This is a genomic window from Brucella sp. IR073, from assembly GCF_049065735.1.
Taxonomy (GTDB): domain Bacteria; phylum Pseudomonadota; class Alphaproteobacteria; order Rhizobiales; family Rhizobiaceae; genus Paramesorhizobium.
In genome coordinates, this window is sequence record NZ_JBAKHD010000001.1 from 168,898 (window position 1) to 194,095 (window position 25,198).

Sequence of the window (25,198 nt, forward strand, 5' to 3'; positions counted from 1 at the left end):
TCAATAAAAAGGCGATTCTTCGCGGCAACTCCATTTGTGGTTAGCGCCCGGTTTCGCGTGATGGTTAATGCGGCCTCAATGGCGGCGAAGAGGATGCCAATGACCGAAATGACCCCCGTCAAGACCGGCCTCGTCGAAGGGCCGGATGGCAAGATGCGCTGCTTCTGGCACGGCAATCTGCCGGATTATCTTCATTATCACGACCATGAATGGGGCAGGCCTGTCACCAACGACATAAGGCTCTTCGAGAAGATCTGCCTCGAAGGCTTCCAGTCCGGCCTTTCCTGGCTGACGATCCTGCGCAAGCGCGAGAATTTCCGCGAGGCTTTCGAGGGCTTCGATTTCGAGCGCGTCGCCCGCTTCGGCGATAGCGATATCGAGCGGTTGCTCGCCAATCCCGGCATCATCCGCCACCGCGGCAAGATCGCCTCCACCATTAATAATGCGAAACGTGCCATCGAACTGGCCTCGGAAAAAGGCTCGCTGGCAGCCTATTTCTGGTCCTTCGAGCCGGGGGAGGGCGAGCGGCCGGCCACCATGGATTATGAGACGCTGCGGGCCAATCCAACCAGCCCCACCTCGATCCGGCTCTCGAAGGATTTGAAAAAGCGCGGCTGGACTTTTGTCGGTCCTACAACGGTTTACGCCTTCATGCAGGCCATGGGGATGGTCAACGATCACATTGAGGGCTGCTGCTGCCGGGGAGCGGTGGAGGAGCTACGGCGAAATCTGAAAAGGCCGAAATAAAGCGCTCTTGGCATATGCTCATCGCTGGGATAGGAAGCGGCATCAATTTAAATGCTTATTATCACATTTAAATTGATTGTGGGCTAACATCCAAAGCATGGACGAACATCATGGCGAACAAGGCTGACAAGTTGAAGGCACGGCTTCCGCGCGGACTTGTCGACCGCCATGCGTCCGATATCCGCGCCACCGACAAGATGCTGGCGGCGATCCGTGAGGTTTATGAGCGCTACGGCTTCGATCCCATCGAGACGCCGATGCTGGAATATACCGATGCGCTCGGCAAGTTCCTGCCCGATCAGGACCGCCCCAATGAGGGCGTGTTCTCGCTGCAGGACGATGACGAGCAATGGCTGTCGCTGCGCTATGATCTGACCGCGCCGCTCGCCCGCCATGTCGCGGAAAATTTCAACGAGATTCAGCTTCCCTACCGCACCTATCGCGCGGGTTACGTCTTCCGCAACGAGAAGCCCGGCCCCGGCCGCTTCCGCCAGTTCATGCAGTTCGACGCCGATACGGTCGGCGCACCGTCAGTCGCGGCGGATGCCGAGATGTGCATGATGATGGCCGATGTGATGGAGGCGCTGGGCATCAAGCGCGGCGATTACATCGTGCGTGTCAATAACCGCAAGGTGCTGGACGGCTTGATGGAAGCCATCGGCGTGACCGATGAGGGGCAGAAGCTGACGATCCTGCGCGCCATCGACAAGCTCGACAAGTTCGGCACGGAAGGGGTCAAACTGCTACTCGGTGCGGGCCGCAAGGACGAAAGCGGCGATTTCACCAAGGGTGCGGGGCTGGATGATGCATCCATCGGCAAAGTGCTCGCCTATATCGAGACAGGCACAATCGAAGCCAATAAGGGCGTCGACGAGCTTGCCGACATCAAAGCGCTTTGCATCGCAGCCGGTTATGAAGAAGATCGCATCAAGATCGACCCGTCAGTCATCCGCGGCCTCGAATACTACACCGGCCCCGTCTTCGAAGTCGAACTCACTGCCGAGATCCCCAATGAAAAGGGCGAGATCGTGCGCTTCGGCTCGGTCGGTGGCGGCGGGCGTTATGATGGGCTGGTCTCGCGCTTCCGTGGCCAGCCGGTCCCGGCGACGGGCTTCTCTATTGGCGTCTCGCGCCTTATGACGGCATTGAAAAACCTCGGCAAGCTGGGGGAGGGCGATGCGCTCGCGCCCGTGCTCGTCACCGTCATGGATGGCGACATGGAGGCGATGGGGAAATATCAGGATTTCACCCAGAAGCTCCGCGCCGCCGGTATCCGCGCCGAAATGTATCAGGGCAATTGGAAGAAATTCGGCAACCAGCTGAAATATGCCGACCGCCGCGGTTCCCCGCTCGCCATCATCCAGGGTGCGGATGAGCGGGCGAATGGCGAGGTGCAGATCAAGGATTTGATCGAAGGCAAGCGCTTGTCGGAGGAAATCGAGAGCAACGAGGAATGGCGCGCCACCCGCCCCGCGCAGGTGACGGTGAAGGAAGCCGATCTGGTCGCGACGGTGAAGCGGATGCTTGAGCAGCAGAAGCAGGATAGAGAGCGGGGAGCGTAAAGCTTATGCTTGCTTCGCTGCCGCTCACCCCCCTCTGCCCTGCCGGGCATCTCCCCCTCAAGGGGGGAGATCAGCTGACAAGACGCTCCGCCCTCATCCTGCAACGTAAGCGGTTGGTGCCGAGCGTCGATGAAGGCGTAATCTCCCCCCTTGAGGGGGAGATGCCCGGCAGGGCAGAGGGGGGTGAGACGGCAATCGCACCAATTCCCGCTAACCGGGTTGTTTCCGCATGACCCCCTCCCGCCCCCCCGCCTTTGCCAAGGACCTTGCCGCGTTGCTTGCCGCGCGCGGTGCGGAACTGACCGACATCCCCGTCATCCAGCCCGCCGATCCGTTCCTCGACATGGCGGGCGAGGATTTGCGCCGCCGGATTTTCCTCACCGAGAACGAGAACGGCGACAGCCTGTGCCTCCGCCCGGAATTCACCATCCCCGTCTGCCGCAATCACATCGCGCGAAACGCCGCGACGCCGAAGCGCTATGCCTATCTGGGCGAAGTCTTCCGCCAGCGCCGCGAGGGCGGGACCGAGTTTTATCAGGCGGGCATAGAGGATCTGGGCGAGGCGGATGAAGCCAGGGCCGATGCCCGCTCGCTTGCCGATGCGCTGGCCTGCGTGCGCCTCGCCGCGTCAGAGGCAACGCTGGAAATCGTGCTGGGCGATCAGGCGATGTTCGAGGCGGTGCTTGCCGCGCTCGGCCTGCCGCGCGGCTGGCAGAAGAAGCTGGCCCGCACCTTCGGCAACCCGGAAGCGCTGAAAAGCCTGCTCGCCGGGCTTGTCCAGCCGCGTGAGAATGGCGCGCTGCCGGAGCCTTTGGCCAGTCTCGTTGCTACGGGCGATGAAGCCGCGCTCAGTGCATTTCTGGAACAGGACATGCGCGCGGCGGGCATCTCGCCTGCTGCAGGCCGCGCGCCCATCGAAATCGCCCGCCGCCTGATCGAGAAGGAAAACCTCGCCTCCGTTCGGCTGCCGAAGGAAGCCTTTACCGCGCTGGAAAACTTCCTCGCCATCCGCGAGCCGCTCGACCGCGCCTCGGCCCGTCTCAAGGATTTCGCCGCGAAGAACGCGCTCGACCTCGGCGCGGCGCTGCAAGCCTTCACCGCCCGTGCGGCGGCGATGGAGGAGGCGGGCATCGCGCTTGCTGAGGTGCAGTATGATGCGGCGTTCGGCCGTCCGCTCGATTACTATACCGGCCTCGTCTATGAAATCCGCGCAGCCATCGATGGCAATGTGGTCGTCGGCGGGGGGCGCTTCGACCGGCTGTTGACGCTGCTGGGCGCGGCAGACCCGATTCCGGCCGTCGGCTTCTCCATCTGGCTCGACCGGCTCGAAAATCTCGCCGGTAAGGCGCGTAAGGATAAAAAAGCGGGGAGGGGAGAATGACCGTCACATTGGCGCTTCCCTCCAAGGGCCGGCTCAAGGAGCAGTCGCTCGCCGTGCTGAAAGAGGCGGGGCTGAAAGTCGTCCTGCCCGATGATGACCGTAATTACCGCGCGCGTGTCGAGGGCGAGGACGATCTCGATATCCTGTTCCTGTCCGCCTCGGAAATCGCCCGTGAGCTCGGCTATGGCGGGGTCGATCTGGGCGTTACCGGTGAAGATCTGATCCGCGAGTCGCTGAGCCGCTCGGATGAGCGCATCGCCATCGAGGCGCAGCTCGGCTTCGGCCATGCGGATGTGGTGGTGGCGGTGCCGGAGGTCTGGCATGACGTCACGACCATGGCCGACCTTGACGACGTCGCCGCCGATTTCCGCCAGCGCCATGGCCGCCGCCTGCGCATTGCCACTAAATATTGGCGGCTGACGCAGCAATTCTTCTCGCAGAAGCACGGCATCCAGGTCTACCGCATTGTGGAAAGCCTGGGCGCCACCGAAGGCGCCCCAGCCGCCGGGTCAGCGGATATCATCGTCGATATCACCTCCACCGGCTCGACCCTTAGGGCGAACCGGCTGAAAGTGCTGGAAGACGGGGTGATCCTGCGCTCGCAGGCCTGTCTGGTTTCAGCGCGGCGCAGTCATGGGACGCCGAGGGTCGCGGAACTCGCGGCGCGAATTAGGGAAAGCTTGAAAGAGTAGGGGAGTAGAGGAATATGTAAAGAAACATACTCCCTTATTCCCTTACTCCCCTATTCCCTTATTTCCTGGCATCCACCGACAGCGCACCAGCGCCAACCGCTGCCAGCACGAAAAAGCCGCCGGCGATGGCGAGGTTCTTCTGGAAATTGATGAGCTGGCCCTGATCGGCGAAATCCATATGCGCAACGAAAGCCGCAGCAATCGTAAAGAGGCCGAGCAGAATAGCGGCGATGCGGGTCTTGAAGCCGACGAGAACGGCAAGACCGCCCACAAGCTCAAGCAGGCCGACGAGAACGGCGACCACCATCGGGGCGGGAAGGCCCTTGCTGGCGAAATAGCCCGCCGTGCCCGAAAGCGCCGTCAGCTTGCTGAAGCCGGCGGGGATGAACAGCGACGCAAGAAGAATACGGCCGATCAGCGTGCCGTACGGATTGCTGGAAGCGATGCCTGACATTGGGTGGTTCTCCAGAGGTTAAATGTCTCGGGCAGATAACCACATGGCTTTGTCAAAGAAAGCTGCAAGGTTAACGACAGATTGTTCACAGATGGGAGACGAGGTGCGCTTGGCACCGTCCCTCCCCCTTGCGGGGAGGGTGGCCCGATAGGGTCGGGTGGGGGTGGCGACGTTTGCGCGACGTTCATCAGCAAAAGCGCAAACGTCACCACCCCCATCCGCCCGCTCCGCGGGCACCTTCCCCGCAAGGGGGAAGGAGGGCGCTTCGCCTACTCCGGCGCGATCATCCGCTCCGGCCGCACCAGCTTGTCGTAATCCTCCGCCGACACCAGCCCGCTCGCCAGCGCTTCCTCGCGTAAGGTCGTGCCGTTCTTATGCGCGGTCTTGGCGATTTTGGCGGCGTTGTCATAGCCGATGGCGGGGGCAAGCGCTGTCACCAGCATCAGCGAGCGCTCCAGCAACTCCTTGATCCGCACCTCGTCCGCCTCGATACCGGCAACGCAATTATCCGCAAACGACACCATCGCATCCGACAGCAGCCGGATCGATTGCAGCACGTTGAAGGCGATGACCGGCTTGAAGACATTGAGCTCGAAATGACCTTGGGCACCCGCCACCGTCACCGTGGTCTGGTTGCCGAATACCTGCGTCGCCACCATCGTCAGCGCTTCCGCCTGTGTCGGGTTGACCTTGCCCGGCATGATCGAGGAGCCCGGCTCGTTTTCCGGCAGCTTCAGTTCGCCGAGGCCGGAGCGCGGGCCGGAGCCGAGGAAACGAATGTCATTGGCGATTTTGAACAGGTCGGCGGCGAGCGCATTGAGGCTGCCGTGAAAATTGACGATCGCGCCATGGCTTGCCAGCGCCTCGAACTTGTTGGGCGCGGTCTTGAAGGGCAGGCCGGTGATCTCGGATACGGCATCGGCAAAGCCCGTATCGAAGTCCTTGGGCGCGTTGAGCCCGGTACCGACAGCAGTACCGCCCTGCGCCAACAGATAGATATCGCCGAGCGCCTGCTCGATGCGGTGGCGGCCATACTCCAGCGCCGCGCGATAGCCGGAAAACTCCTGGCCCAGCGTCACCGGCGTCGCATCCTGCGTATGCGTGCGGCCGATCTTGATGATACCGGCGAAGGCTTCCTCCTTTTGCCGGAGCGCGCCGATGAGATGATCGAGCGCCGGGAACAGCCGGTTCACCGTCTCGCTGGCGGTGGCGATGTGAATGGCGGTGGGGAAGCTGTCGTTGGACGACTGGCTCATATTGACATGGTCATTGGGATGGACCGGCTTCTTGGAGCCCATCTCGCCGCCCAGCATCTCGATGGCGCGGTTGGAGATCACCTCATTGGCATTCATATTGGACTGGGTGCCGGAGCCGGTCTGCCAGACCACCAGCGGAAAATGATCGTCGAGCTTACCCTCGGCCACTTCCGCCGCCGCCACGGTGATGACGCGCCCGATGACAGGGTCTAGCTTGCCGAGCGCGATATTGGTCTCCGCCGCCGCCCGCTTGACGATCCCCAGCGCATGGATCAGCGGCTTCGGCATCCGCTCGCCGCCGATCTTGAAATTATGGAGCGAGCGCTCCGTCTGCGCTCCCCAATAACGGTCCGAAGGGACCTCGATCGGGCCGAACGTATCGGTTTCGGTGCGTGTTCCTGTCATCTCACTCTTCCTCGTTCTCGTCGGCGGCGTTATCGGACACCCAAGCCGTGGGATCGATCTTCTTCTGCGTCCGGCTGTCGATGAATGTCCACCAGCCGGTATCCGCCTCGTCCCAGTCGCCGCCGCCGGCTTTGAGTTGCTCGAGCGTGTGATAGCGGGCCACGGATTCGTTCTCGCGTCCGTCCTCGTCGGTCCAGATGACGGTGACTTTGGTGCCGTTCGCCGGCGCCGTTGCAATGGGAAGCTTCCTGCGCATGAAGGTCTCCTGTTCGGGGCGGCAGAACCATAGCGCGAGAATGAGAAGGAACAAAGCCGGGCGAGGGCGCCCGGCTCGTATTCTCAGTATCTTATGCCTCGCGCGCGGTCTTCAGCGCCTTCGCCCACCAGGCGAGCTGGTCCAGCATGCTGGTAGCGGCATCGGAGAGATGCGCATAATCGCCAAGCTGCTTTTCGCCCCTCACCACGGCCAGATATTCCGGATAAAGAATATGCACGCCCGTGCGCACCGACGCGGCCTGCATCTCGACGGCGATGAGGCGCAGATGCTCCACCGCGCGCGCACCGCCCACACCGCCATAACCGACGAAGCCGAACGGCTTCTGAATCCATTCGCCCATGTCGATGGCGTTTTTCAGCACGGCGGTCGGCGCGTGGTTATATTCGGCAACGGTGAAGATATAGCCGTCGAATTCGCGCATTTTCTTCTTCCAGCGCTCGGCCGTCTCGTTCTGCGCGTCCGTCGCCTGCTCTTCGCCCAGGAAAGCCATGGGATAATCGAGGAGGTCCACCACCTCGACGTCCATGTCGCCGCGCGCCGAGGCGACATCGGCAATCCATTTTGCCGGGATGGGAGCGAAGCGCGATCCGCGCGTCGAGCCGATGATGACGGCGATCTTCGGTTTCGTCATGTTTGCTGGGCCTTTCTTCATAAGCACAAGGAGGTGATGGCTAAAACTGAGGTGGTAACAAAAGGAAACCAGCGCTATATAATGGGCCGGATTCCAAGGGCGCAAGGAGGCACTTTTTTGAAACCGTATCACTTCGAGGTGACGTCCCAATGCGCGACGGTGCATGAGCTTTTATCGCGCATCGGCGACAAATGGACGGTGATGGTCGTGAACTATCTCGGCAACGGTCCTATGCGCTTCAACGAGCTGAAGCGCACCATCTCCGGCATCTCGCAAAAGATGCTGACGGCAACGCTGCGCGGGCTGGAGCGGGACGGTTTTGTCACTCGCACCGTGTTTCCGACCATCCCGCCGCGGGTGGAATATCAATTGACCGATCTGGGCCGCGACCTGCTCGTCCCCGTCGGCGCACTGGGCAATTGGGCCGTTGCCAATCACGACCGCGTTCAGGCCGCGCGCGCCCGCTTCGACGCCGCGCAGGGCGCAGAGCCGCTGGCCGCCATGAGCGAAGCGGCGGAGTAGATGCCAAGGCTAAAGGGGAGGGGGGTGGAAAGGCGGATGGGGATCCGCCTTTCCTGTTGCCCGAGACAGGACTTCCCTAAAGCGGGGGCAATTGGAAGTCCATCTCGAATTAGCAAGCCTTGCCATGCGGTTGACCATGTTTGCTGAAGCCAGTCAATCAGCGCTTCCTAACAAACCGGACCGTTAAGCGCACAATTAGTGACGGATGGTTAAGGCTTTGTTACCAAAGGGATAAGTGGCTGGGGAGGTAGGGCGGTGAGGCAATAAGTCAATATGTCGGAAGATTGTTTTTAAGGGGAAGCGCTGAGGCGTTGTCGTCGTGGCGCGGCAATGAATGCCGGTGACTTGCTTTAGTCCTCACCCTCATCAATCAGATCGAGGATAACCCTCTGTATCTGTGAGAGCGTGTCCATCGGCAGTCTTCCAATTCTTATGTGGAGTGCCGTTCTCGGAATCGTATTAATCTTTTCGCACATGGCGAACGAAATCGATTTCAAGCCGTTCTTGTCATCCGGTGGAATTTCGATCCGGATCGGGAAGCCATGTCCATCGGTTGTCGTGATCGGAACGACGATGACGCTATCAAGAGCAATGCTGCTGTTCTGCATCACGATGACCGGGCGCGGCTTTCCGGTGTACGGCCCCTTGGCGGCCATCACATAAATGTCGCCTCGTTCAATCATCATCGCTCAAGGCCCAATGGGCAGCCATTTCATTCATGGCGTCCTGGTCATCGGCCTGAACCGCGGGATCGCTGCTCATCCTCTTCGCCGCTTCGCGCATGGCCTCGAAGCGGGCACGCTTGATATACCGGGCCAAAGCCTCTCGCATGGCATCGCTCTGACTTTGGTTCATGGCCTTCGCGGCCTCAAGGAATTGCTCCTTGAGCTCTTCATCGACCCTAAGCGTCATCAATTGTGCCATATCAGCGTCTCCAGATAGCCTTGCGTAATACAAAATATAATACAGCTTTGAGGATATTCCAGCCAATCCCCACAGCAAAAAAGGCGGGCCTCGCGACCCGCCTTCTTCGTTTCGTGAGCCGGACTTTTTAGAAGTCCATGCCGCCCATTCCGCCCATGCCGCCGCCGGGCATTGCCGGGGCTGCGTCCTTCTTCGGCAGCTCGGAGATCATCGCCTCGGTGGTGATCATCAGGCCGGCGACCGAAGCGGCGTTCTGGAGAGCCGTGCGGACAACCTTGACGGGGTCCACGACGCCTTGGGCGATCAGGTCGCCATATTCGCTCGTCGCGGTGTTGTAGCCGTAGTTGTCGTTGTTGTTTTCCAGGATCTTGCCAACGACGATCGAAGCTTCGTCACCAGCGTTCGTGGCGATCTGGCGGGCCGGAGCCTGCAGAGCGCGGCGGACGATGTTGATGCCGGCTTCCTGGTCGGGATTCGCGCCCTTGACGGTGATGGCGTTCGAGGAACGCAGCAGCGCGGTGCCGCCGCCCGGGACGATGCCTTCCTCAACGGCTGCGCGGGTCGCGTTGAGGGCGTCGTCGACGCGGTCTTTCTTTTCCTTCACTTCGACTTCCGTCGCACCGCCGACGCGGATCACGGCAACGCCGCCGGCGAGCTTGGCCAGACGCTCCTGCAGCTTCTCGCGGTCGTAGTCCGAGGTGGTCTCCTCGATCTGCTGCTTGATCTGGCCGACGCGGGCGTCGATCTCGGCTTTGGAGCCGGCGCCGTCAACGATGGTGGTGTTCTCCTTGGAGATCGACACCTTCTTGGCACGGCCAAGCATGGCGAGCGTCACGTTCTCAAGCTTGATGCCGAGATCTTCCGAGATCACCTGGCCGCCGGTGAGAATTGCGATGTCCTCAAGCATGGCCTTGCGGCGGTCGCCGAAGCCCGGAGCCTTGACGGCGGCGATCTTCAGGCCGCCACGCAGCTTGTTGACGACGAGCGTGGCCAGAGCCTCGCCTTCGACGTCTTCAGCGATGATGAGGAGCGGCTTGGAGCTCTGCACGACGGCTTCCAGAACCGGCAGCATGGCCTGGAGGTTGGAGAGCTTCTTCTCATGAATGAGGATGTACGGATCCTCGAGCTCGGCCACCATCTTTTCCGGATTGGTGACGAAGTAGGGCGAGAGATAGCCGCGGTCGAACTGCATGCCTTCAACGACTTCCAGCTCGGTCTCGGCGGTCTTGGCTTCCTCGACGGTGATGACGCCTTCATTGCCGACCTTCTGCATCGCTTCCGCGATCATCTGGCCGACCGAAGCATCGCCATTGGCCGAAATCGTGCCGACCTGCGCGACTTCTTCCGAGGTCTTGATCTTCTTGGCCTTCTTGGTGAGATCGGCGACGACTTCGTTGACGGCGAGGTCGATGCCGCGCTTCAGATCCATCGGGTTCATGCCGGCGGCAACCGCCTTGGCGCCTTCCTGCACGATCGCCTGGCCGAGGACAGTCGCGGTCGTCGTGCCGTCACCGGCAATGTCGTTGGTCTTGGAAGCGACCTCGCGCAGCATCTGCGCGCCCATGTTCTCGAACTTGTCTTCCAGCTCGATTTCCTTGGCGACCGACACGCCGTCCTTGGTGATGCGCGGAGCGCCGAAGGACTTGTCGATCACGACATTGCGGCCCTTGGGGCCGAGCGTTACCTTGACGGCATCGGCGAGGATGTCGACGCCGCGCAGCATCTTTTCGCGCGCATTGCGTCCGAATTTTACGTCTTTAGCAGCCATTTCAGTTCTCTCCTGGGATTTAAACCCGGTTTGATCCAGAATTTGTTACAAGAATGAAAAACCGGCGATCAGCCGATGATGCCGAGAATGTCGGATTCCTTCATGATCAAGAGGTCTTCGCCGCCGATCTTGACCTCGGTGCCCGACCACTTGCCGAAGAGAACGCGGTCGCCTTCCTTGACGTCGAGCGGGACAAGCTTGCCGGTTTCGTCACGAGCGCCGGCGCCCACCGCGACGATCTCGCCTTCCTGCGGCTTTTCCTTGGCGGTATCGGGAATGATGATGCCGCCAGCGGTCTTCTCTTCGGATTCGACCCGGCGGACGACGACGCGGTCGTGAAGCGGGCGGAACTTGGTGTTGGCCATGGTTTGAACCCTTGGATGGTTGAAAATGGATGAGTGGTTTTGAGCGTTGTTAGCACTCTCCTTGCGAGAGTGCTAACAACGCCTTGGAGATAGAAATCCCGCATCGGCTTGTCAAGGGAAGAGCGAAGCGAAAATTTGAAGGCCGGGCGCCCTTTTTCGCCTGCGGAGGTAGCGGCCAATATGGACGCTTTTCGGGGCGAAACAAGGCGAAGGCGGCACCATCACGTGAATTGTTTTTGGCGATGGCGTTAACGGGGGGTTGACGAAAGGCGCTCAGCCCTGGCTTGATTGACATCGGTACTAAAATATAGTACCAATCCTGACATGCACAAATGCCACCGAGCCACGCTGGAACGAATTTTTTCCCGCCCCGTCAGTGGCTCGATCCGGTGGGCTGACATCGAAGCCCTGTTTATAGCATTAGGCGCTGAGGTCAGCGAGCGGGAGGGCTCCCGCGTGAGTCTTTCTCTTTGGCGAGATGCGCGTTTTCCATCGCCCGCACCCGTCGCCGGACACCAATAAGGGGGCAGTTGCCAGCATTCGCAAATGGTTGGATGAACATGGAGTAAGGCCATGAAGAACGTTATCGAAATCGATGGGGAAAACGCAGTGGTCGCCTTTGATCCGGAAATTCAGATGCTTCGCGGCGAGTTTATCGGCCTGAATGGCGGCGCTGACTTCTACGCCGAAAGCATCCCGGAATTGATCGAGGAAGGGCGCAAGTCCCTGCGCGTCTTCCTTGAGGCGTGCCGGGAAAAGGGAATAGAGCCACGCCGCAAGTTTTCCGGAAAATTCAATGTCCGGCTGGATCCCCGTGACCATGAGGCGGCCGTTCTTGCAGCCGCCGCAGAGGGAAAGAGCCTGAACGAATGGATAGCCGGAGCGATCAAGGAAGCTGTGGTATGACAATGCTCGCAGTTCATCCCGGACGGATTTTAAAGCGGGGGCTCGAAGCGCGGGACATGTCCGTCAACAAGCTGGCGCTCGCGTTGCGGCTGCCGTCGAGCCGGATTGTCGATATCCTCAACGCAAAGCGCGGCATATCGCCCGATACGGCTTTGCGCTTGGGGCGATATTTCGGCAACAGCCCCCAGTTCTGGCTCAACCTGCAGACGGCGTATGAACTCTCCGTCGCCGAGCGCGAAGTGGGCGAGCGGATCGCGGCGGAAGTGACGCCTGCGGACGCCGCGTAAAGCCCCCTACTTCACGATCCGCAGGTTCGAAAGCTCGTCGCCGATCTGGCGGAAGGTTTCTGCCAGGTCTCCGCCGGTGGTGTTCCAGAAAAGCCTTGCCGGCTTGCTGGGGTCATTAGGATCGCGGCGGCTGCGCGATTCCGAGGCGCAGGCGGTCAGCGCGTCGATCTGCGCCTGTACCTTCCGCCTGTCGGCGGCGGTGCCCTTGGAGGCGTCGAGGTCGAGCGCCACCGTCATGACGATGACGTCGGCGTTCCTCACATTGTTGCATAGCTTTGCGAACTGCTCGTTCATCGCCGCCGTATAATTGTCGAGCGTATGAACGCCGGTATCGACCTGGCTGGTGTTCTCAAAAATGCGGGTTCGGTCATGGCCGCGGGCCCTTTGCCCCGCATAGCCGAAGGCCGAATAGTCGGAGATACTGCCGGCCTGGTCGTCGGCGCCGAAATAGGAGCGGGTATAATAGGTGTTGGCGCCATCGGTCAGCACGATGACCACTTTGTCGTTGTCTTCCTGGTCGTCCGGACGTCCTTGGGTGAAGGGCTCGCCATGCGAGATCGTCCGCCAGCCCCAGGCCATCCCTTCCGGCACATTCGTCGCGCCATTGGGCACCATGCCACTGATGGCATTCCTGATGGTCCTCAGTCCTGTGTCCGTCGAGACGTCCGTCAGGGGCGTAATGGGGCTGGTGGTGCAGCTGTAGTTGGGCCCTTCTCCACGAACACTCGATGCCGTGAAATATTTTTTGAGGCTTCGCTGTCTGGCGACGGCCCCGGGATCGCGCTCCCCCCGGTTCACCTGTTCGTCGGGCCACCAATTGTTGCGCGCCCTTCCTCCGTCATACTCATCGGGCGCGAACATCGGCACGAAAAGCGTGTCGGGATTGGCGACATCGGGTTTCGTATCGTCGAGGTTGAGGCTTCCGGGCCGTGCCTCGACGCAGCCGAGCCAGCCTTCGCCCACCTGGTCAAACAGATGGAACCGGCTGAAAGGCTGGTTCCGCTTGGCCGCCGGCCACCCATTTCCCTCCATGAAAAGCTGGCCGTTCCGAGGAACAAGATCCTGGCCCGCCCTGATACTGATCGTCTTGCTGATATCGAAATTTTCGAAATGGACGGACGAAAGCCCCTTGCTGTCCATCCAGACCGCGTTCCGGTAATCCGACCCGACATTGACCGATGCGGCAAAGGGAACCACCGAGAACTGCACGGCCTTTTCGACGCGGACCATCGCCTCGGCCTGTCCGGCCATGTTCTCGACCAGCTGTGTCGCCGCGGTTCTCAGAAGCTCCATGCGCTTCTTGTTCGAGCCGGTTCCCCGCTCGTCCATCGATCCGGAATTGTCGAGGACGAGCGCCACCTCGACCGTGTTCCTCACGCGGACGTCGGAAACCATGTGGTTTTGGAACGTCCAGTCATCGCCTGTGAGCGAGCGGGCAAGCGTGCCGAAAAGCGATTCATAGGGGAAATCCGCCGTTGCCGAAAGCTGCCGTCCCCCGCGCGTTTCCCCAGGCGGAACGATCTTGAACTCAACCTTCGCCGGGTCGATTGCTCGCAGATTGGCCGAGAAATATTTCTGGCCATATTCCTGCATGACCCCCTCCGGCGCGCCCCCGCCGAACTGCCGCCCCACGGCGAGCGCGGCGGCGTCGAGCGCGTTTTGCACATTGGTGCGTGTCCGCATCAGGTTGGAGGCGTCGATGGCCGCCATGCCGAAGAGCAAGAGCGGCGCCACGACGATCGCGCCCATGATCGCGAAATTGCCGCCTTCGTCGCGCCGGAAATCCGATAGGATGGATGAGATCTGCTTGCGTCCCGCTTTCATTGGCTCCCCCAGCCTTCTTCCGTTCTCTGATGATGGAAGAATGCCCCTTGGCTATAGCAGGCGGCCTTCTAATTCTTGGTCACGAGATCAGTTAAAATTTGAACGAAGCCGAAAGCTGATGACAGGCCGGACGGCTTGAGCTAATCCGGTCGCGCCGGATGAATGAGGACCACGCATGCTGAACCCGCCCAAGATCGAACGCCTCGATGAACTGCTGCCCCGCTATGATGTCCTGCTCAGCGATGTCTGGGGCGTCGTGCATAATGGCGTCGAAGCCTTCGCGTCTGCATGCGCGGCGCTGCAAAGGGCGCGCGCGGCGGGGCTGACGGTCGTGCTCGTCACCAATGCGCCGCGCCCCGCGCCGCTGGTGGTCGAGCAGTTGCAGCGGCTCGGCGTGCCTGACGATGCCTATGACCGCATCGTCACCTCGGGCGACGTGACGCGCGAGCTGATCGCCAACGGCCCGCGCCGCCTCTTCCATCTGGGGCCCGACCGGGATTTCACCCTTTATGACGGACTCGATGTGGAACTGGTCGAGGAGTTCGAGGCCGATGGCGTCAGTTGCACCGGCCTCGTCGATGACGAGACGGAAACGCCCGAAGATTACCGCGACATGCTGGAGCGCTTCCGCTCGCGCGATCTGCCCTTCATCTGCGCAAATCCCGATATCGTTGTGGAGCGTGGCAACCGCCTGATCTGGTGCGCCGGCGCCTTGGCGCGCGATTACGGGCAACTGGGCGGCCGCACGCTCATCGCCGGCAAGCCGCACCGGCCGATCTACGAAGCGGCGCTGGCGGCGGCTGGCGAGGTGCGCGCAGATGCGGTGGACAAGAGCCGCGTACTCGCCATCGGCGACGGCATGCTGACCGATGTGAAGGGCGCGGAGCAGTTCGGCATCGACGTGCTTTATATCTCCGGCGGCATCCATGCCGGCGATTATGCCGATGCTGGAATCGTTGACCTGCAAAGGCTGCTGGCTTTCCTCCAGAAGCACGGCAGCAATCCCGTCGCCACCATGCATCATCTTGCCTGAGCGCCGCGCCATGGCTGAACACGCCTTCCTCCGCCTCGTGGATCCCGCCGATCTGCCCGCGCGCCTGAAAGGCGCCGTCGTCGCCATCGGCAATTTCGACGGCGTGCATCGCGGCCATCAGGCCGTGCTGGAGCGTGCGCTGGAATCGGCGAAAACGGAGGGGAGGCCCGCTCTGGTGCTGACCTTCGAGCCGCATCCGCGCAGCGTCTTCCGGCCCGACCAGCCGGTCGATCGCCTGACCCCGGCCGCGGAAAAGGCCGAGCTGCTGGAGGCGCTTGGCTTCGATGCCGTGGTGGAACTGGCTTTCACTAAGGAATTCTCGGAGCAATCGGCCGAAGCCTTCGTGGAAAACATCATCGCCGGCAAGCTCGCGGCAAGCCGCGTCGTCACCGGCTTCGATTTCCATTTCGGCAAGGGCAGACGAGGCGGCCCGGCCTTCCTCATGGAAGCGGGCGAGCGGCTGGGCTTCCACGTGACACTGGTCGATGCCTTCCGCGACGAGGGCGGCGAAATCGTCTCCTCGAGCCGCATCCGCGCGCTGCTGGGGGAGGGCGATGTGGTCGAGGCCGCCGCGCTTCTCGGTTATCGCTATATCGTGGAAAGCGAGGTCATAAAGGGCAAGCAACTGGGCCGCACGCTCGGCTTCCCCACCGCCAATATGACGCTGCCCTCCGAAACCAGTCTCAAGCATGGTATCTATGCCGTGCGCTTCCGCCGCGCCGATGGCTCGCTTCATGACGGCGTCGCCAGCTTCGGCCGCCGCCCCACCGTCGATACGGACGGCGCGCCGCTACTCGAAACCTTCGTTTTCGATTTCTATGGCGATCTCTACGGCGAAACCTGCGCCGTCTCCTTCTTCGCCTACCTGCGCGGCGAGGAGAAATTCGACGGCCTCGACGCGCTCATCGCGCAGATCCGCCGCGACGAGGAGGAGGCCCGCGCCGTGCTGGCCGGCGTGCAGCCGCTGTCTGCACTGGACCGGGCTCTGAATTTCTAGTGCTCTCTAATTGCCAAGGTGCGGGTGTGGTGTATAATCGCACCACCCGGCAGGAGGGTGAACTATGGTGAGACAGAGCATTTCCCTGACGAAGCCCAATGACGATTGGCTGAAAGCGCAGGTGGAAAGCGAAGAATATGCCAGCAAGAGCGAGGTGGTGAACGATCTCATCCGCCGTGCCCGCGAAATCGATATGCTGCGCGCAAAGCTCGCCAGGGCCGAACAGGGCGAATTGTTAGACCAGACACGCGCTGAAATTCTTGCAGAATTCAAAGACGAAGCGCGTAAGAATGGCGAGCTATGAGTCACACGGACTCCCAAAACCGTCTTGAAGCGTTGTGACAAAGGAAATGTCGAGGCGTGGATTCCTGTGACAAGCACAGGAATGACGGATTGTGCGATTGTCGCTGTTGATTTTCAACGTTGAATCTTACACACCGGTTCTCGTTGGGAACAGCCATTCCCACCTGCGTCGTTCCTGTGCTTGTCACAGGAATCCATGCCTCGACATTATTCCCTCGACAGAACATTGACGGGCTGGCTCTGACTTGCTCGCAAGCGCAGCCAACATTTTTCTTTCCGAATTTAAGCAATTTTTACTGGTTTCGTTGCATGCATTGTTTACCTTGCCGGCGTGTTGGGCAGGCGATTCTGGAGTTCAATTGTGCGTATTTCTTCCTTGGGCGTCCTTTCGGGCGCGGTTCTTTTCGCTAATTTCGCTGCCGCTGCGGACCTCGCTTCGACTTCGGACTATCCCGCCCCGGCCTCGGATATGGAGGTGCAGAAAACGCGGAAACATTTCTGGTCGGGCGACTGGTATCTGACGGTCGGCGCGGCCGGTTTTGCCGCCCCGCGCTTCGAAGGCTCCTCGAGCATGATATTCAGCGGCACGCCGATGATCTCGCTCGGCCGGGCCGGCAAGGAAACGCGCTTTTCCTCGCGTAACGACAATCCGTCCTTCGCCTTCATCGATACCGACCGCTTCCGCGCAGGCATCAATGGCAAGCTCCTCTTCAAGCGCGACGGGGATACGGCGGACGAGCTGAAAGGCCTCGACCCGGTGAAGTTCGGCGGTGAAATCGGCGGCTTTGCCGAAGTCTATCCGACCGACTGGCTGCGCATGCGCGCCGAAGTACGGCAGGGTATCCGCGCACACAAGGGCGTGGTCGCCGATCTCTCAGCCGATGCCTTCGTCGATGTGACGCCGACCATCCGCGTCTCCGGCGGCCCGCGCGCCTCCTTCGCCACCAAGGAATATTTCGACGCCTATTACGGAGTCGATGCCGACGCGGCGGCGGCTTCGGGCCTCAGCCAGTACAGCCCCGGCGGCGGCTTCAAGTCCGCAGGCGTCGGCGGCGCGATCACCTGGAAGGCGACCGAGAAGGTCACCACCAGCCTCTTCGCCGAATATGCCCGCCTGCAGGGCCCGGCAGCCGATTCCAGCCTCGTTAAGGAACGCGGCAAGCGCGACCAGTTCACCGTGGGTATGTCGGCAACTTACCGCTTCGACTTTTCGCTGGACTAGGGCTTTCCTGGTTGATCTCCTGCAGCGCCTCCAGCATTTCAAGGGGGCGCGCGTTGATGAGCAGAAGATAGGCTCTATGCGCCTGGACAGGGCGGGACCTGCCCTGTTCCCACTGCTTCAACTGATCGAGCCCGAAGCCGAAGGTTGATGCGAAATCGCGCTGGCTGAGGCCGGTTTTGGCACGAATGGATTTCACATCGATTTCAGCCGGAATATGCAGCCTGAAGGGCTTGCCGCCACGCGCGACGGCCAACGCCTCATTCAAACCTTCGGCGATGTGATCGAAAACGTGCTTGCTCATGCGCTTTCTCCAGTTGTGAACGGCTGAACCCGTGCCGAATATTCGTGAACGATGGCATCGGTGAGCTTTTTGAGCGAATTACGCTCTGCCTTCGTCAAATTGACTTTCTGGCTCTTCCCGAAAACCGTAATCAGAAAAACCGGCATGGCTTGTCGGAATAAAAGGTGATTGTGCGGACACCGCCGCTTTTTCCCTTATTGTTTCCGCTGATTGCAAATCGAACTTTCCGGCAACCGCCAGCACCCTGTATTTCCTCGCCGGCCATCGGATTGCGTGCGAGATAGGCGACAAGTGCATCGATGTCCTCGTCGGACATCCCGGCGATTCCGGCATATTTTCGAAATGCGTTCAATTCCGCCACGGTTTGCATGTTTTATATGTGCGTAAATTACGCATAGAGTCAATAAAGTTTCTGCGGTCTGCCCCTTTATTCCTCTGCCTGTCATTGCTAAAAGCGTGGGCATGATGACGCGGCTTTTCATAATACGAATTAGTGGCCCGGCCTTCCCGGCTGTCTGAGGCAGCAGCGTTAAGGGGGAAGGTCCGGGAATATCAGGCTTTGCCCACGGCAATTCACCCTATATTCGAACATGCCCGGCTGCACCTTCGCGCCCGGCTTTGCAAATAAGCCAGATCATGACCGATACGACCGAAAAGCTCGATTATTCGAAGACCCTTTACCTGCCTGAGACGAAGTTTCCGATGCGCGCGGGGCTGCCGGAGCGCGAGCCGCTTTTCGTCGCCCGCTGGGAGGAAATGAACCTCTATAGGAAGCTGCGTGAGGATGCGAAGGGCCGTCCGCTCTATGTGCTGCATGACGGCCCGCCCTATGCCAATGGCAATATCCATATCGGCCATGCCCTCAACAAGATCCTGAAGGATGTCATCACCCGCTCCTTCCAGATGCGCGGGTATAATGCGAATTATGTTCCGGGCTGGGACTGCCACGGCCTGCCGATCGAGTGGAAGATCGAGGAGCAATACCGCGCCAAGGGCCTCGACAAGAACGACGTGCCGATCAACGAATTCCGTAAGGAGTGCCGCGAGTTCGCCGCCGGCTGGATCAAGGTGCAGGGCGCGGAGTTCAAGCGCCTCGGCGTGACAGGCGATTTCGACAATCCCTATCTCACCATGAATTTCCATGCCGAAAGCCGCATCGCGGGCGAGCTCTTAAAATTCGCCATGTCCGGCCAGCTTTATCGCGGCTCCAAGCCGGTGATGTGGTCCGTCGTGGAGCGCACCGCGCTGGCTGAGGCGGAAGTCGAATATGCCGATGTCGAAAGCGACATGATCTGGGTGAAGTTTCCGGTGGCGTCCGGTCCGGATACGCTCAAGGACGCCTTTGTCGTCATCTGGACGACCACGCCCTGGACCATCCCCGGCAACCGCGCCATCGCCTATTCGCCCCGCGTCGCTTACAGCGTCTATGAAGTCACCGCGGCGGAGAACGATTTTGGTCCGCAACCGGGCGAGAAGCTGATCTTTGCCGATGCGCTGGCGGAACAGTCCTTCGCTAAGGCGAAGCTTGAATATAAGCGCCTGCGCGGGGTTTCAGCCGAAGAGATGACGGCCATCGTTGCCGCCCACCCCCTCAAAGGCCTCGGCGGCGGTTATGAATTCCCCGTGCCGCTCATCCCCGGCGATCACGTCACCGACGATGCGGGTACCGGTTTCGTCCACACCGCGCCCAGCCATGGCCGCGAGGACTTCGATGTCTGGATGGAGCACGCGCGTGAACTGGAAGCGCGTGGGCTGGACACCGCCATCCCGTTCCCCGTGGACGACGCAGGCTATTACACCAAGGACGCGCCGGGCTTTGGGCCGGACCGTGAAGGCGGTGCGGCGCGCGTCATGGATGACAACGGCAAGAAGGGCGATGCCAACAAGGCGGTCATCGATGCGCTGATCGAGAAGAACATGCTCTTCGCGCGGGGACGGCTGAAGCATTCCTATCCGCATTCCTGGCGTTCCAAGAAGCCGGTCATCTTCCGCAACACGCCGCAATGGTTCGTCCACATGGACAAGGAGCTGGGAGACGGCACCACGCTGCGCTCTCGCGCTCTGAAAGCCATCGATGACACCCGCTTCGTGCCTTCAGCCGGGCAGACGCGCCTGCGCGCCATGATCGAGGACAGGCCCGACTGGGTGCTCTCCCGCCAGCGCGCCTGGGGCGTGCCCATCGCCGTTTTTGTCGATGAGGACGGCAATGTGCTGAAGGATGAGGCGGTCAACCAGCGCATCCTCGACGCCTTCGAGCTTGAGGGAGCGGACGCCTGGTTCGCCGAAGGCGCCCGCGAGCGTTTCCTCGGTTCCCGCGCCAACGAGCCATGGATCATGGTCAAGGACATCCTCGACGTCTGGTTCGATTCAGGGAGCACCCACACCTTTACGCTGGAAGATCGCCCGGACATGAAATGGCCGGCGGATGTCTATCTCGAAGGCTCGGACCAGCATCGCGGCTGGTTTCACTCCTCGCTGCTGGAGAGCGCCGGCACGCGCGGCCGCGCGCCTTACGATACGGTCGTCACCCATGGCTTCACCATGGATGAGAACGGCAAGAAGATGTCGAAATCCCTAGGCAATGTCGTGACGCCGCAGGATGTCATCAAGGATTCAGGTGCCGATATCCTCCGCCTTTGGGTGATGACGACGGACTATTGGGAAGATCAGCGTCTCGGCAAGAGCATCCTGCAAACCAATATCGATGCCTATCGCAAGCTGCGCAACACCATCCGCTGGATGCTCGGCACGCTCGCCCATGACGAGGGTGAGGAAGTCGCCTATGCCGACCTGCCGGAACTGGAAAAGCTGATGCTGCATCGGCTGTCGGAACTGGATGAGGTGGTGCGCGCCGGCTACGACGCCTTCGACTTCAAGCGCATCACCCGCGCGCTCATGGATTTCGCTGTCGTCGAACTCTCAGCCTTCTATTTTGACATCCGCAAGGACGCGCTTTATTGCGACGCGCCGTCGAGCATCCGCCGCAAGGCCGCGCTGCAGACGGTACGCCAGATTTTCGACCGCATGGTGACTTGGCTCGCCCCGATGCTGCCCTTCACCATGGAAGAAGCCTGGCTCGACCGCTACCCGGACGCCGTGTCGGTGCATCTGGAACAGTTCCGCGACGTGCCCGCCGAATGGCGCAATGAGGCGCTGGCCGAAAAATGGCGCAAGGTCCGCGACGTCCGCCGCGTCGTGACAGGCGCGCTGGAACTGGAGCGGGCGGATAAGCGCATCGGCTCGTCGCTAGAGGCTGCCCCTCGCGTCTATATCAGCGACCCCGTGCTCAGCGAGGCTGTCGAAGGTCTGGACTTCGCCGAAATCTGCATCACCAGCGATATTGCGGTTGTGACCGACGAGGTGGCTCCGGAAGGGGCGTTTACGCTGGACGATGTAAAAGGCGTTGCCGTGATTCCGGCCCGCGCGACCGGCGAAAAATGCGCCCGCTCCTGGCGCTATACCCATGATGTCGGCAGCGACCCGGAGTTCCCGGATGTGTCTGCCCGCGATGCCGCGGCGCTCAGGGAGTTGCGGGCGCTGGGGCGGATTTAGGCGTGGCGCCCTCCTTCCCCCTTGCGGGAAGGTGTCTGCGGAGCAGACGGATGGGGGTGGCGACGTTTGCGCTTACTTCGAAGACCGTGGCGCAAACGTCACCACCCCCACCCGACCCTTCGGGCCACCCTCCCCGCAAGGGGGGAGGGAGGGTGCGAGCCTTGCCGCCCCGCTGAGACTTCCAATCAATCTAATCACGATACCAATCGCGGATAACCCACATATCCCCGATTGCCGCCTTATTAACACTCATGTACAAGGACTTGCCTTGGAGTTGCCGGAATTATGCGGCAGGGCTGCGGAAGCCCGGTAGTGAGGGATGTGGCGATAATGAAGTCTAAGGGACAATTTCTTGTTTTCGGCGCGATGGTCGCGGGTTTCGCGCTTTCGGGCTGCGTTTCCTCTCCCACCTATGGCACGGACAAGACCGCCAACGAGCAGCTGATCGACGATATGTCCAATATCGCCTCTTTCGGCGCCCGCAACAAGGAGCGGATCGAATATAAGCCGCGTCCCGAGCTGGTGAAGCCCGCCGGACACGCAACCACCCTGCCGCCGCCGCAGGAAAGCGTGGCGCAGGCGGGCAGCGGCAACTGGCCGGAATCGCCTGAAGCGCGCCGCAAGCGGCTGCGCGACGAGGCGACGGCCAACCAGGACAATCCGAACTATGTTTCGCCCATCGCTGGCGAAGGCCCGGCTCCCAGCTCCTGGGGGCGCAAGGACCTTGCTTCCGCCAACAGCCGCGCCGCCGACCGGGCGTCGCGCGGCACGACCACGATGACCCCCGAGCAGTCGAAGGAAATCATCCGGCAGCGTCAGCTCGCCAAGACCGGCTCTCCGACGACGCGAAAATATCTGAGCGAGCCGCCGCTCGATTACCGCCAGCCCGCGCCAACCGCCCCCGCGGGCGATCTGGGCGAGGACGAGGCCAGGAAAGAACGCGAGCGCAAGGCCGCGGCCAGCGGGTCGAAGAGCTGGCGTTCGTATATTCCGTGGTAAGGGAGTAAGGGAATAGGTGAGTAGGGAAAACATACTCCCTTATTCCCTTATTCCCTTATTCCCATCTCTTTTCCCCCGGAAAAAATCCTTCAGCAGCGCCTTCGCCTCCCGCTCGCTGAATCCCGTATAGACCTCCGGCGCGTGGTGACAGGTCGGCTGGGCATAAAATCGGGCGCCGTGTTCGACGCCGCCGCCTTTTTCGTCGCTGGCGCCGTAGTAGAGCCGCCTGATACGCGCGAAGGAAATGGCTGCGGCGCACATGGCGCAGGGCTCCAGCGTCACATAGAGATCGCAGCCGATGAGCCGTTCGTCATCGAGCTTGGCGCACGCTTCGCGGATGACGAGAACCTCCGCATGGGCTGTGGGGTCGTTGAGTTCCCGGGTGCGGTTGCCCGCCCTGGCGAGGATTTCCCCGTCGCGCATGACGACTGCGCCCACCGGCACCTCGCCGCGCTGAGCCGCCGCCCTCGCTTCGGCAAGGGCGATCTCCATCGGCGGGGCTGAAGCGGCTTTCCTCATGGGCGCTCTCTTTCGGGGAAATTTCACTCGCGCGCAGTTGTGCGATTTGTTAGTTACCGCCGCTGAAAGGCAAATACCAGATGACCAATGATAATGACGCGGGCGAACGCCCGAAACGCCCCTTTGCCAAGCGTCCGTTCGACAAGGATAAAAGGCCGGGCGACAAGCCGTTTTCCGACAAGCGCAAGCCCTTTTCCGGTGACCGCCGTCCGGAGAAGACTGAGGCGCGCGGGAAAAGCGTAGGCGCCGAAGCGCCTGATGAGGGCGAGCGCATCGCCAAGCGGCTGGCGCGCGCCGGCATTGCCTCGCGCCGCGAGGCCGAGACGATGATCGCCGCAGGCCGCATTTCGGTCAATGGCAAGCTGCTGGAAAGCCCCGCCGTCAACGTGCTTCGCACCGACCGCATCGAGGTCGACGGCAAGCCGCTGCGCCCCATCGAGCGCACACGTCTCTGGCTTTATCACAAGCCCGCCGGTCTGGTGACGACCAATCGCGACCCGGAAGGCCGTCCGACCGTGTTCGAAGCGCTCCCTGAGGATCTGCCGCGCGTTCTCTCGGTCGGCCGCCTCGACATCAACACCGAGGGCCTGCTGCTTTTGACCAATGATGGCGGGCTGGCGCGCATTCTGGAACTGCCCTCCACCGGCTGGCTGCGCCGCTACCGCGTCCGCGCCCACGGCAAGGTCACGCAGGCGCAGCTCGACGAGTTGAAGAACGGCATCGCCGTCGACGGCGTGTTCTATGGCTCCATCGAGGCGCAGCTTGAGCGCGAGCAGGGCTCCAATGTCTGGATCAATATCGGGCTGCGCGAAGGCAAGAACCGCGAGGTCAAGAACATTATGGGCGCGCTTGGCCTGACGGTCGGCCGCCTGATCCGCGTTTCCTTCGGCCCGTTCCAGCTTGGCGATCTGGAGGAGGGCGCGGTGCGCGAAATCCGCGGCCGCACGCTGCGTGACCAGCTGGGCGAAAAGCTGATCGAGGAATCGGGCGCGGATTTCGACGCGCCGATCATCAATGAATTTTCGAACGCGCCAGTAGCAGGCACTCGCGTCGCGGTGGAGCGCGAACGCCCAGCCCGCCGCGCGTCAGAGTGGATTTCTGCTTCCCCCGCCACCGGCAAGGGCAAAGGACCGCGCCGCGGCAAGGAAGACGGCGGGCCCCGCCGCGGCAAACAGGAATGGCGGGAGGATTCGCTCTCGCGCTGGAGCACCAGCCCGCGTGAGCGCGGCGGCGACCGCAAGGAAGAGCGTCCGGAGCGCAAGGCGCGCGGCGTCAATGTCTGGATGGCGCCGGGCGCCAGGCCGCTGAGCAAGAAATCCGCTGCCGAGGAAGCGGCCGAGAAGCCGCGCCGTGCCCCTTCGCCTCATGGGGAAGCGCGAAGGGACGCGAAGCGGCGCGGAGCCTCGAACCACGCGAAGGGCCATTGGTCCGCTGCGGAAGGGGAGGGAAGACCGCCCCGCCGCGAGCGTCCCGAAGGCGAGCGCCAGCAGCGCGCGGGCAGGCGCGAGCGCGCCGAAGCCCGTGAGGGACAGGAGCGCTCTTTCAGTGAAGGCAAGCGGTCCTTCAAGCCGCGTGACGGCGAGAAGCGGGATTTCGACGGCAAGCCGCGTGGCCCGCGCCCGGGCGGGGACCGTCCGCGCGGCGATAAGCCCGGCGGCGCCGGTAAGCCAAGGGGACCGAGGGGTGGCAATGCGGATCGTCGGCGGTAAGTTTCGCGGGCGTCCGCTCGCCACCCCGTCTTCATCAGCGATTCGCCCCACCACGGACCGCACCCGTGAGAGCCTGTTCAATATCCTTGCGCATAATTATCCCGAGAAGCTGGAGGGCGGGCGCGTGCTCGACCTCTTCGCCGGAACGGGCGCCCTCGGGCTGGAAAGCATGTCGCGCGGTGCCCGCGCCTGTCTCTTCGTCGAGGAATCGGTGGAGGGGAGGGGCCTCTTGCGCCAGAACATCGAGGCCTTCGGCCTTCAGGGACAGACCAAGATCTTCCGCCGCGACGCCTGCAATCTCGGTGCAATCGGCACGATGGAGCCCTTCGATCTCGTCTTCGCCGACCCGCCTTATGGCAAAGGTTTGGGAGAAAAGGCTTTTTTATCGGCTTTTCATGGCGGCTGGCTTAATCCTGACGCAGTTTTGGTGCTTGAGGAGGAGGCGGACGCCGTCCTCGCGCTGGATGACCGGTTCGTCATCAAGGATGAGCGAGCCTATGGCGGAACGATTGTCCGCCTGATTGCGTTGCGTAAACCCTCTTGAAACGGGGACGCTGTAATT

The 25,198-nt window shown here is 61.6% G+C and carries 27 protein-coding genes; 15 read left to right on the forward strand and 12 right to left on the reverse strand.

Annotated features, from left to right (window positions below):
• Positions 1-108 precede the first annotated feature (108 nt).
• The 4 genes from ACOWVG_RS00805 to hisG all read left to right on the forward strand — a co-directional run bounded on the left by ACOWVG_RS00805 (position 109) and on the right by hisG (position 4,382).
• The gene (locus tag ACOWVG_RS00805; protein WP_420960137.1) at positions 109-747 is read left to right on the forward strand and encodes a DNA-3-methyladenine glycosylase I; all 639 of its coding nucleotides are present in this window, start codon (positions 109-111) and stop codon (positions 745-747) included.
• Positions 748-857: 110 nt separating this feature from the next.
• A complete protein-coding gene (gene hisS / locus ACOWVG_RS00810; protein WP_420959502.1) occupies positions 858-2,309 on the forward strand; it encodes a histidine--tRNA ligase in 1,452 nt (483 codons plus the stop codon).
• A 229-nt stretch (positions 2,310-2,538) separates the two neighbouring features.
• The gene (locus ACOWVG_RS00815) at positions 2,539-3,690 is read left to right on the forward strand and encodes an ATP phosphoribosyltransferase regulatory subunit (RefSeq protein ID WP_420959504.1); all 1,152 of its coding nucleotides are present in this window, start codon (positions 2,539-2,541) and stop codon (positions 3,688-3,690) included.
• The gene (gene hisG / locus ACOWVG_RS00820) at positions 3,687-4,382 is read left to right on the forward strand and encodes an ATP phosphoribosyltransferase (RefSeq protein WP_420959506.1); all 696 of its coding nucleotides are present in this window, start codon (positions 3,687-3,689) and stop codon (positions 4,380-4,382) included. Before ACOWVG_RS00815 ends, hisG begins: the two co-directional genes overlap by 4 nt.
• A gap of 58 nt (positions 4,383-4,440) precedes the next feature.
• On the opposite strand, the gene ACOWVG_RS00825 is transcribed toward hisG, so the two are convergent.
• The 4 genes from ACOWVG_RS00825 to ACOWVG_RS00840 all read right to left on the reverse strand — a co-directional run bounded on the left by ACOWVG_RS00825 (position 4,441) and on the right by ACOWVG_RS00840 (position 7,405).
• Entirely contained in the window at positions 4,441-4,836 is a 396-nt protein-coding gene (locus ACOWVG_RS00825; RefSeq protein ID WP_420959508.1) for a DoxX family protein, read from the reverse strand.
• Between the two features lie 269 nt (positions 4,837-5,105).
• Entirely contained in the window at positions 5,106-6,497 is a 1,392-nt protein-coding gene (gene fumC, locus ACOWVG_RS00830) for a class II fumarate hydratase (protein ID WP_420959510.1), read from the reverse strand.
• Position 6,498: 1 nt separating this feature from the next.
• A complete protein-coding gene (locus ACOWVG_RS00835; protein ID WP_420959512.1) occupies positions 6,499-6,753 on the reverse strand; it encodes a hypothetical protein in 255 nt (84 codons plus the stop codon).
• Positions 6,754-6,844: 91 nt separating this feature from the next.
• Complete coding sequence (locus tag ACOWVG_RS00840) at positions 6,845-7,405, reverse strand: NADPH-dependent FMN reductase (protein ID WP_420959514.1); 561 nt, start codon at positions 7,403-7,405, stop codon at positions 6,845-6,847.
• A 117-nt stretch (positions 7,406-7,522) separates the two neighbouring features.
• On the opposite strand from ACOWVG_RS00840, the gene ACOWVG_RS00845 reads away from it, so the two are divergent.
• The gene (locus ACOWVG_RS00845; protein WP_420959516.1) at positions 7,523-7,927 is read left to right on the forward strand and encodes a winged helix-turn-helix transcriptional regulator; all 405 of its coding nucleotides are present in this window, start codon (positions 7,523-7,525) and stop codon (positions 7,925-7,927) included.
• Between the two features lie 350 nt (positions 7,928-8,277).
• On the opposite strand, the gene ACOWVG_RS00850 is transcribed toward ACOWVG_RS00845, so the two are convergent.
• The 4 genes from ACOWVG_RS00850 to groES form a co-directional block, all read right to left on the reverse strand.
• Positions 8,278-8,613, reverse strand: coding sequence for a type II toxin-antitoxin system PemK/MazF family toxin (locus ACOWVG_RS00850; RefSeq protein WP_420959517.1), 336 nt, complete (start codon positions 8,611-8,613; stop codon positions 8,278-8,280).
• Entirely contained in the window at positions 8,603-8,851 is a 249-nt protein-coding gene (locus ACOWVG_RS00855) for a ribbon-helix-helix domain-containing protein (protein ID WP_420959519.1), read from the reverse strand. Before ACOWVG_RS00855 ends, ACOWVG_RS00850 begins: the two co-directional genes overlap by 11 nt.
• Before the next feature lie 127 nt (positions 8,852-8,978).
• Complete coding sequence (gene groL / locus ACOWVG_RS00860; RefSeq protein ID WP_420959521.1) at positions 8,979-10,619, reverse strand: chaperonin GroEL; 1,641 nt, start codon at positions 10,617-10,619, stop codon at positions 8,979-8,981.
• 68 nt (positions 10,620-10,687) lie between these two features.
• Positions 10,688-10,984 (reverse strand): co-chaperone GroES, encoded by a 297-nt coding sequence (gene groES / locus ACOWVG_RS00865; protein ID WP_420959523.1) that lies wholly within the window; start codon positions 10,982-10,984, stop codon positions 10,688-10,690.
• A 573-nt stretch (positions 10,985-11,557) separates the two neighbouring features.
• Between groES and ACOWVG_RS00870 the strand changes: the two genes are divergently transcribed.
• Both ACOWVG_RS00870 and ACOWVG_RS00875 read left to right on the forward strand, forming a co-directional pair.
• Positions 11,558-11,890: a type II toxin-antitoxin system HicB family antitoxin gene (locus ACOWVG_RS00870; RefSeq protein WP_420959525.1), complete on the forward strand. Its 333-nt coding sequence runs from the start codon at positions 11,558-11,560 to the stop codon at positions 11,888-11,890.
• A complete protein-coding gene (locus tag ACOWVG_RS00875; protein WP_420959527.1) occupies positions 11,887-12,177 on the forward strand; it encodes a HigA family addiction module antitoxin in 291 nt (96 codons plus the stop codon). The genes ACOWVG_RS00870 and ACOWVG_RS00875 overlap by 4 nt, the downstream gene beginning before the upstream one ends.
• Before the next feature lie 6 nt (positions 12,178-12,183).
• Here the strand turns inward: ACOWVG_RS00875 and ACOWVG_RS00880 are convergent, their stop codons facing one another.
• Positions 12,184-14,001 (reverse strand): TadE/TadG family type IV pilus assembly protein, encoded by a 1,818-nt coding sequence (locus ACOWVG_RS00880; protein WP_420959528.1) that lies wholly within the window; start codon positions 13,999-14,001, stop codon positions 12,184-12,186.
• Between the two features lie 175 nt (positions 14,002-14,176).
• Between ACOWVG_RS00880 and ACOWVG_RS00885 the strand changes: the two genes are divergently transcribed.
• From ACOWVG_RS00885 to ACOWVG_RS00900, 4 genes are all read left to right on the forward strand, one after another.
• Positions 14,177-15,034, forward strand: coding sequence for a TIGR01459 family HAD-type hydrolase (locus ACOWVG_RS00885; RefSeq protein ID WP_420959530.1), 858 nt, complete (start codon positions 14,177-14,179; stop codon positions 15,032-15,034).
• 10 nt (positions 15,035-15,044) lie between these two features.
• Positions 15,045-16,031 carry a bifunctional riboflavin kinase/FAD synthetase gene (locus ACOWVG_RS00890; protein WP_420959533.1) on the forward strand — a complete coding sequence of 329 codons (987 nt, stop codon included), beginning with the start codon at positions 15,045-15,047 and terminating at the stop codon, positions 16,029-16,031.
• 64 nt (positions 16,032-16,095) lie between these two features.
• Positions 16,096-16,335: a ribbon-helix-helix domain-containing protein gene (locus tag ACOWVG_RS00895; protein WP_420959534.1), complete on the forward strand. Its 240-nt coding sequence runs from the start codon at positions 16,096-16,098 to the stop codon at positions 16,333-16,335.
• A gap of 357 nt (positions 16,336-16,692) precedes the next feature.
• Positions 16,693-17,556, forward strand: a complete 864-nt coding sequence (locus ACOWVG_RS00900) for a MipA/OmpV family protein (RefSeq protein WP_420960138.1) — start codon at positions 16,693-16,695, stop codon at positions 17,554-17,556.
• Here ACOWVG_RS00900 and ACOWVG_RS00905 read toward each other — a convergent pair.
• Positions 17,507-17,857 (reverse strand): helix-turn-helix domain-containing protein, encoded by a 351-nt coding sequence (locus tag ACOWVG_RS00905; RefSeq protein ID WP_420959537.1) that lies wholly within the window; start codon positions 17,855-17,857, stop codon positions 17,507-17,509. The genes ACOWVG_RS00900 and ACOWVG_RS00905 overlap by 50 nt on opposite strands.
• A 130-nt stretch (positions 17,858-17,987) precedes the next feature.
• Positions 17,988-18,173 carry a hypothetical protein gene (locus tag ACOWVG_RS00910; protein WP_420959538.1) on the reverse strand — a complete coding sequence of 62 codons (186 nt, stop codon included), beginning with the start codon at positions 18,171-18,173 and terminating at the stop codon, positions 17,988-17,990.
• A 320-nt stretch (positions 18,174-18,493) separates the two neighbouring features.
• Here ACOWVG_RS00910 and ileS point away from each other — a divergent pair, with 320 nt between their 5' ends.
• Positions 18,494-21,409: an isoleucine--tRNA ligase gene (gene ileS, locus ACOWVG_RS00915; RefSeq protein ID WP_420959540.1), complete on the forward strand. Its 2,916-nt coding sequence runs from the start codon at positions 18,494-18,496 to the stop codon at positions 21,407-21,409.
• 330 nt (positions 21,410-21,739) lie between these two features.
• On the forward strand, positions 21,740-22,408 hold the full coding sequence (locus tag ACOWVG_RS00920) for a hypothetical protein (protein ID WP_420959541.1): 669 nt from the start codon (positions 21,740-21,742) through the stop codon (positions 22,406-22,408).
• Positions 22,409-22,447: 39 nt separating this feature from the next.
• On the opposite strand, the gene ACOWVG_RS00925 is transcribed toward ACOWVG_RS00920, so the two are convergent.
• Positions 22,448-22,927, reverse strand: coding sequence for a nucleoside deaminase (locus tag ACOWVG_RS00925; protein WP_420959542.1), 480 nt, complete (start codon positions 22,925-22,927; stop codon positions 22,448-22,450).
• An 80-nt stretch (positions 22,928-23,007) separates the two neighbouring features.
• Here ACOWVG_RS00925 and ACOWVG_RS00930 point away from each other — a divergent pair, with 80 nt between their 5' ends.
• Together ACOWVG_RS00930 and rsmD are read left to right on the forward strand one after the other, a co-directional pair.
• Positions 23,008-24,636, forward strand: coding sequence for a pseudouridine synthase (locus ACOWVG_RS00930; RefSeq protein ID WP_420959544.1), 1,629 nt, complete (start codon positions 23,008-23,010; stop codon positions 24,634-24,636).
• The gene (gene rsmD / locus ACOWVG_RS00935) at positions 24,617-25,180 is read left to right on the forward strand and encodes a 16S rRNA (guanine(966)-N(2))-methyltransferase RsmD (RefSeq protein ID WP_420960139.1); all 564 of its coding nucleotides are present in this window, start codon (positions 24,617-24,619) and stop codon (positions 25,178-25,180) included. Before ACOWVG_RS00930 ends, rsmD begins: the two co-directional genes overlap by 20 nt.
• Positions 25,181-25,198 lie beyond the last annotated feature (18 nt).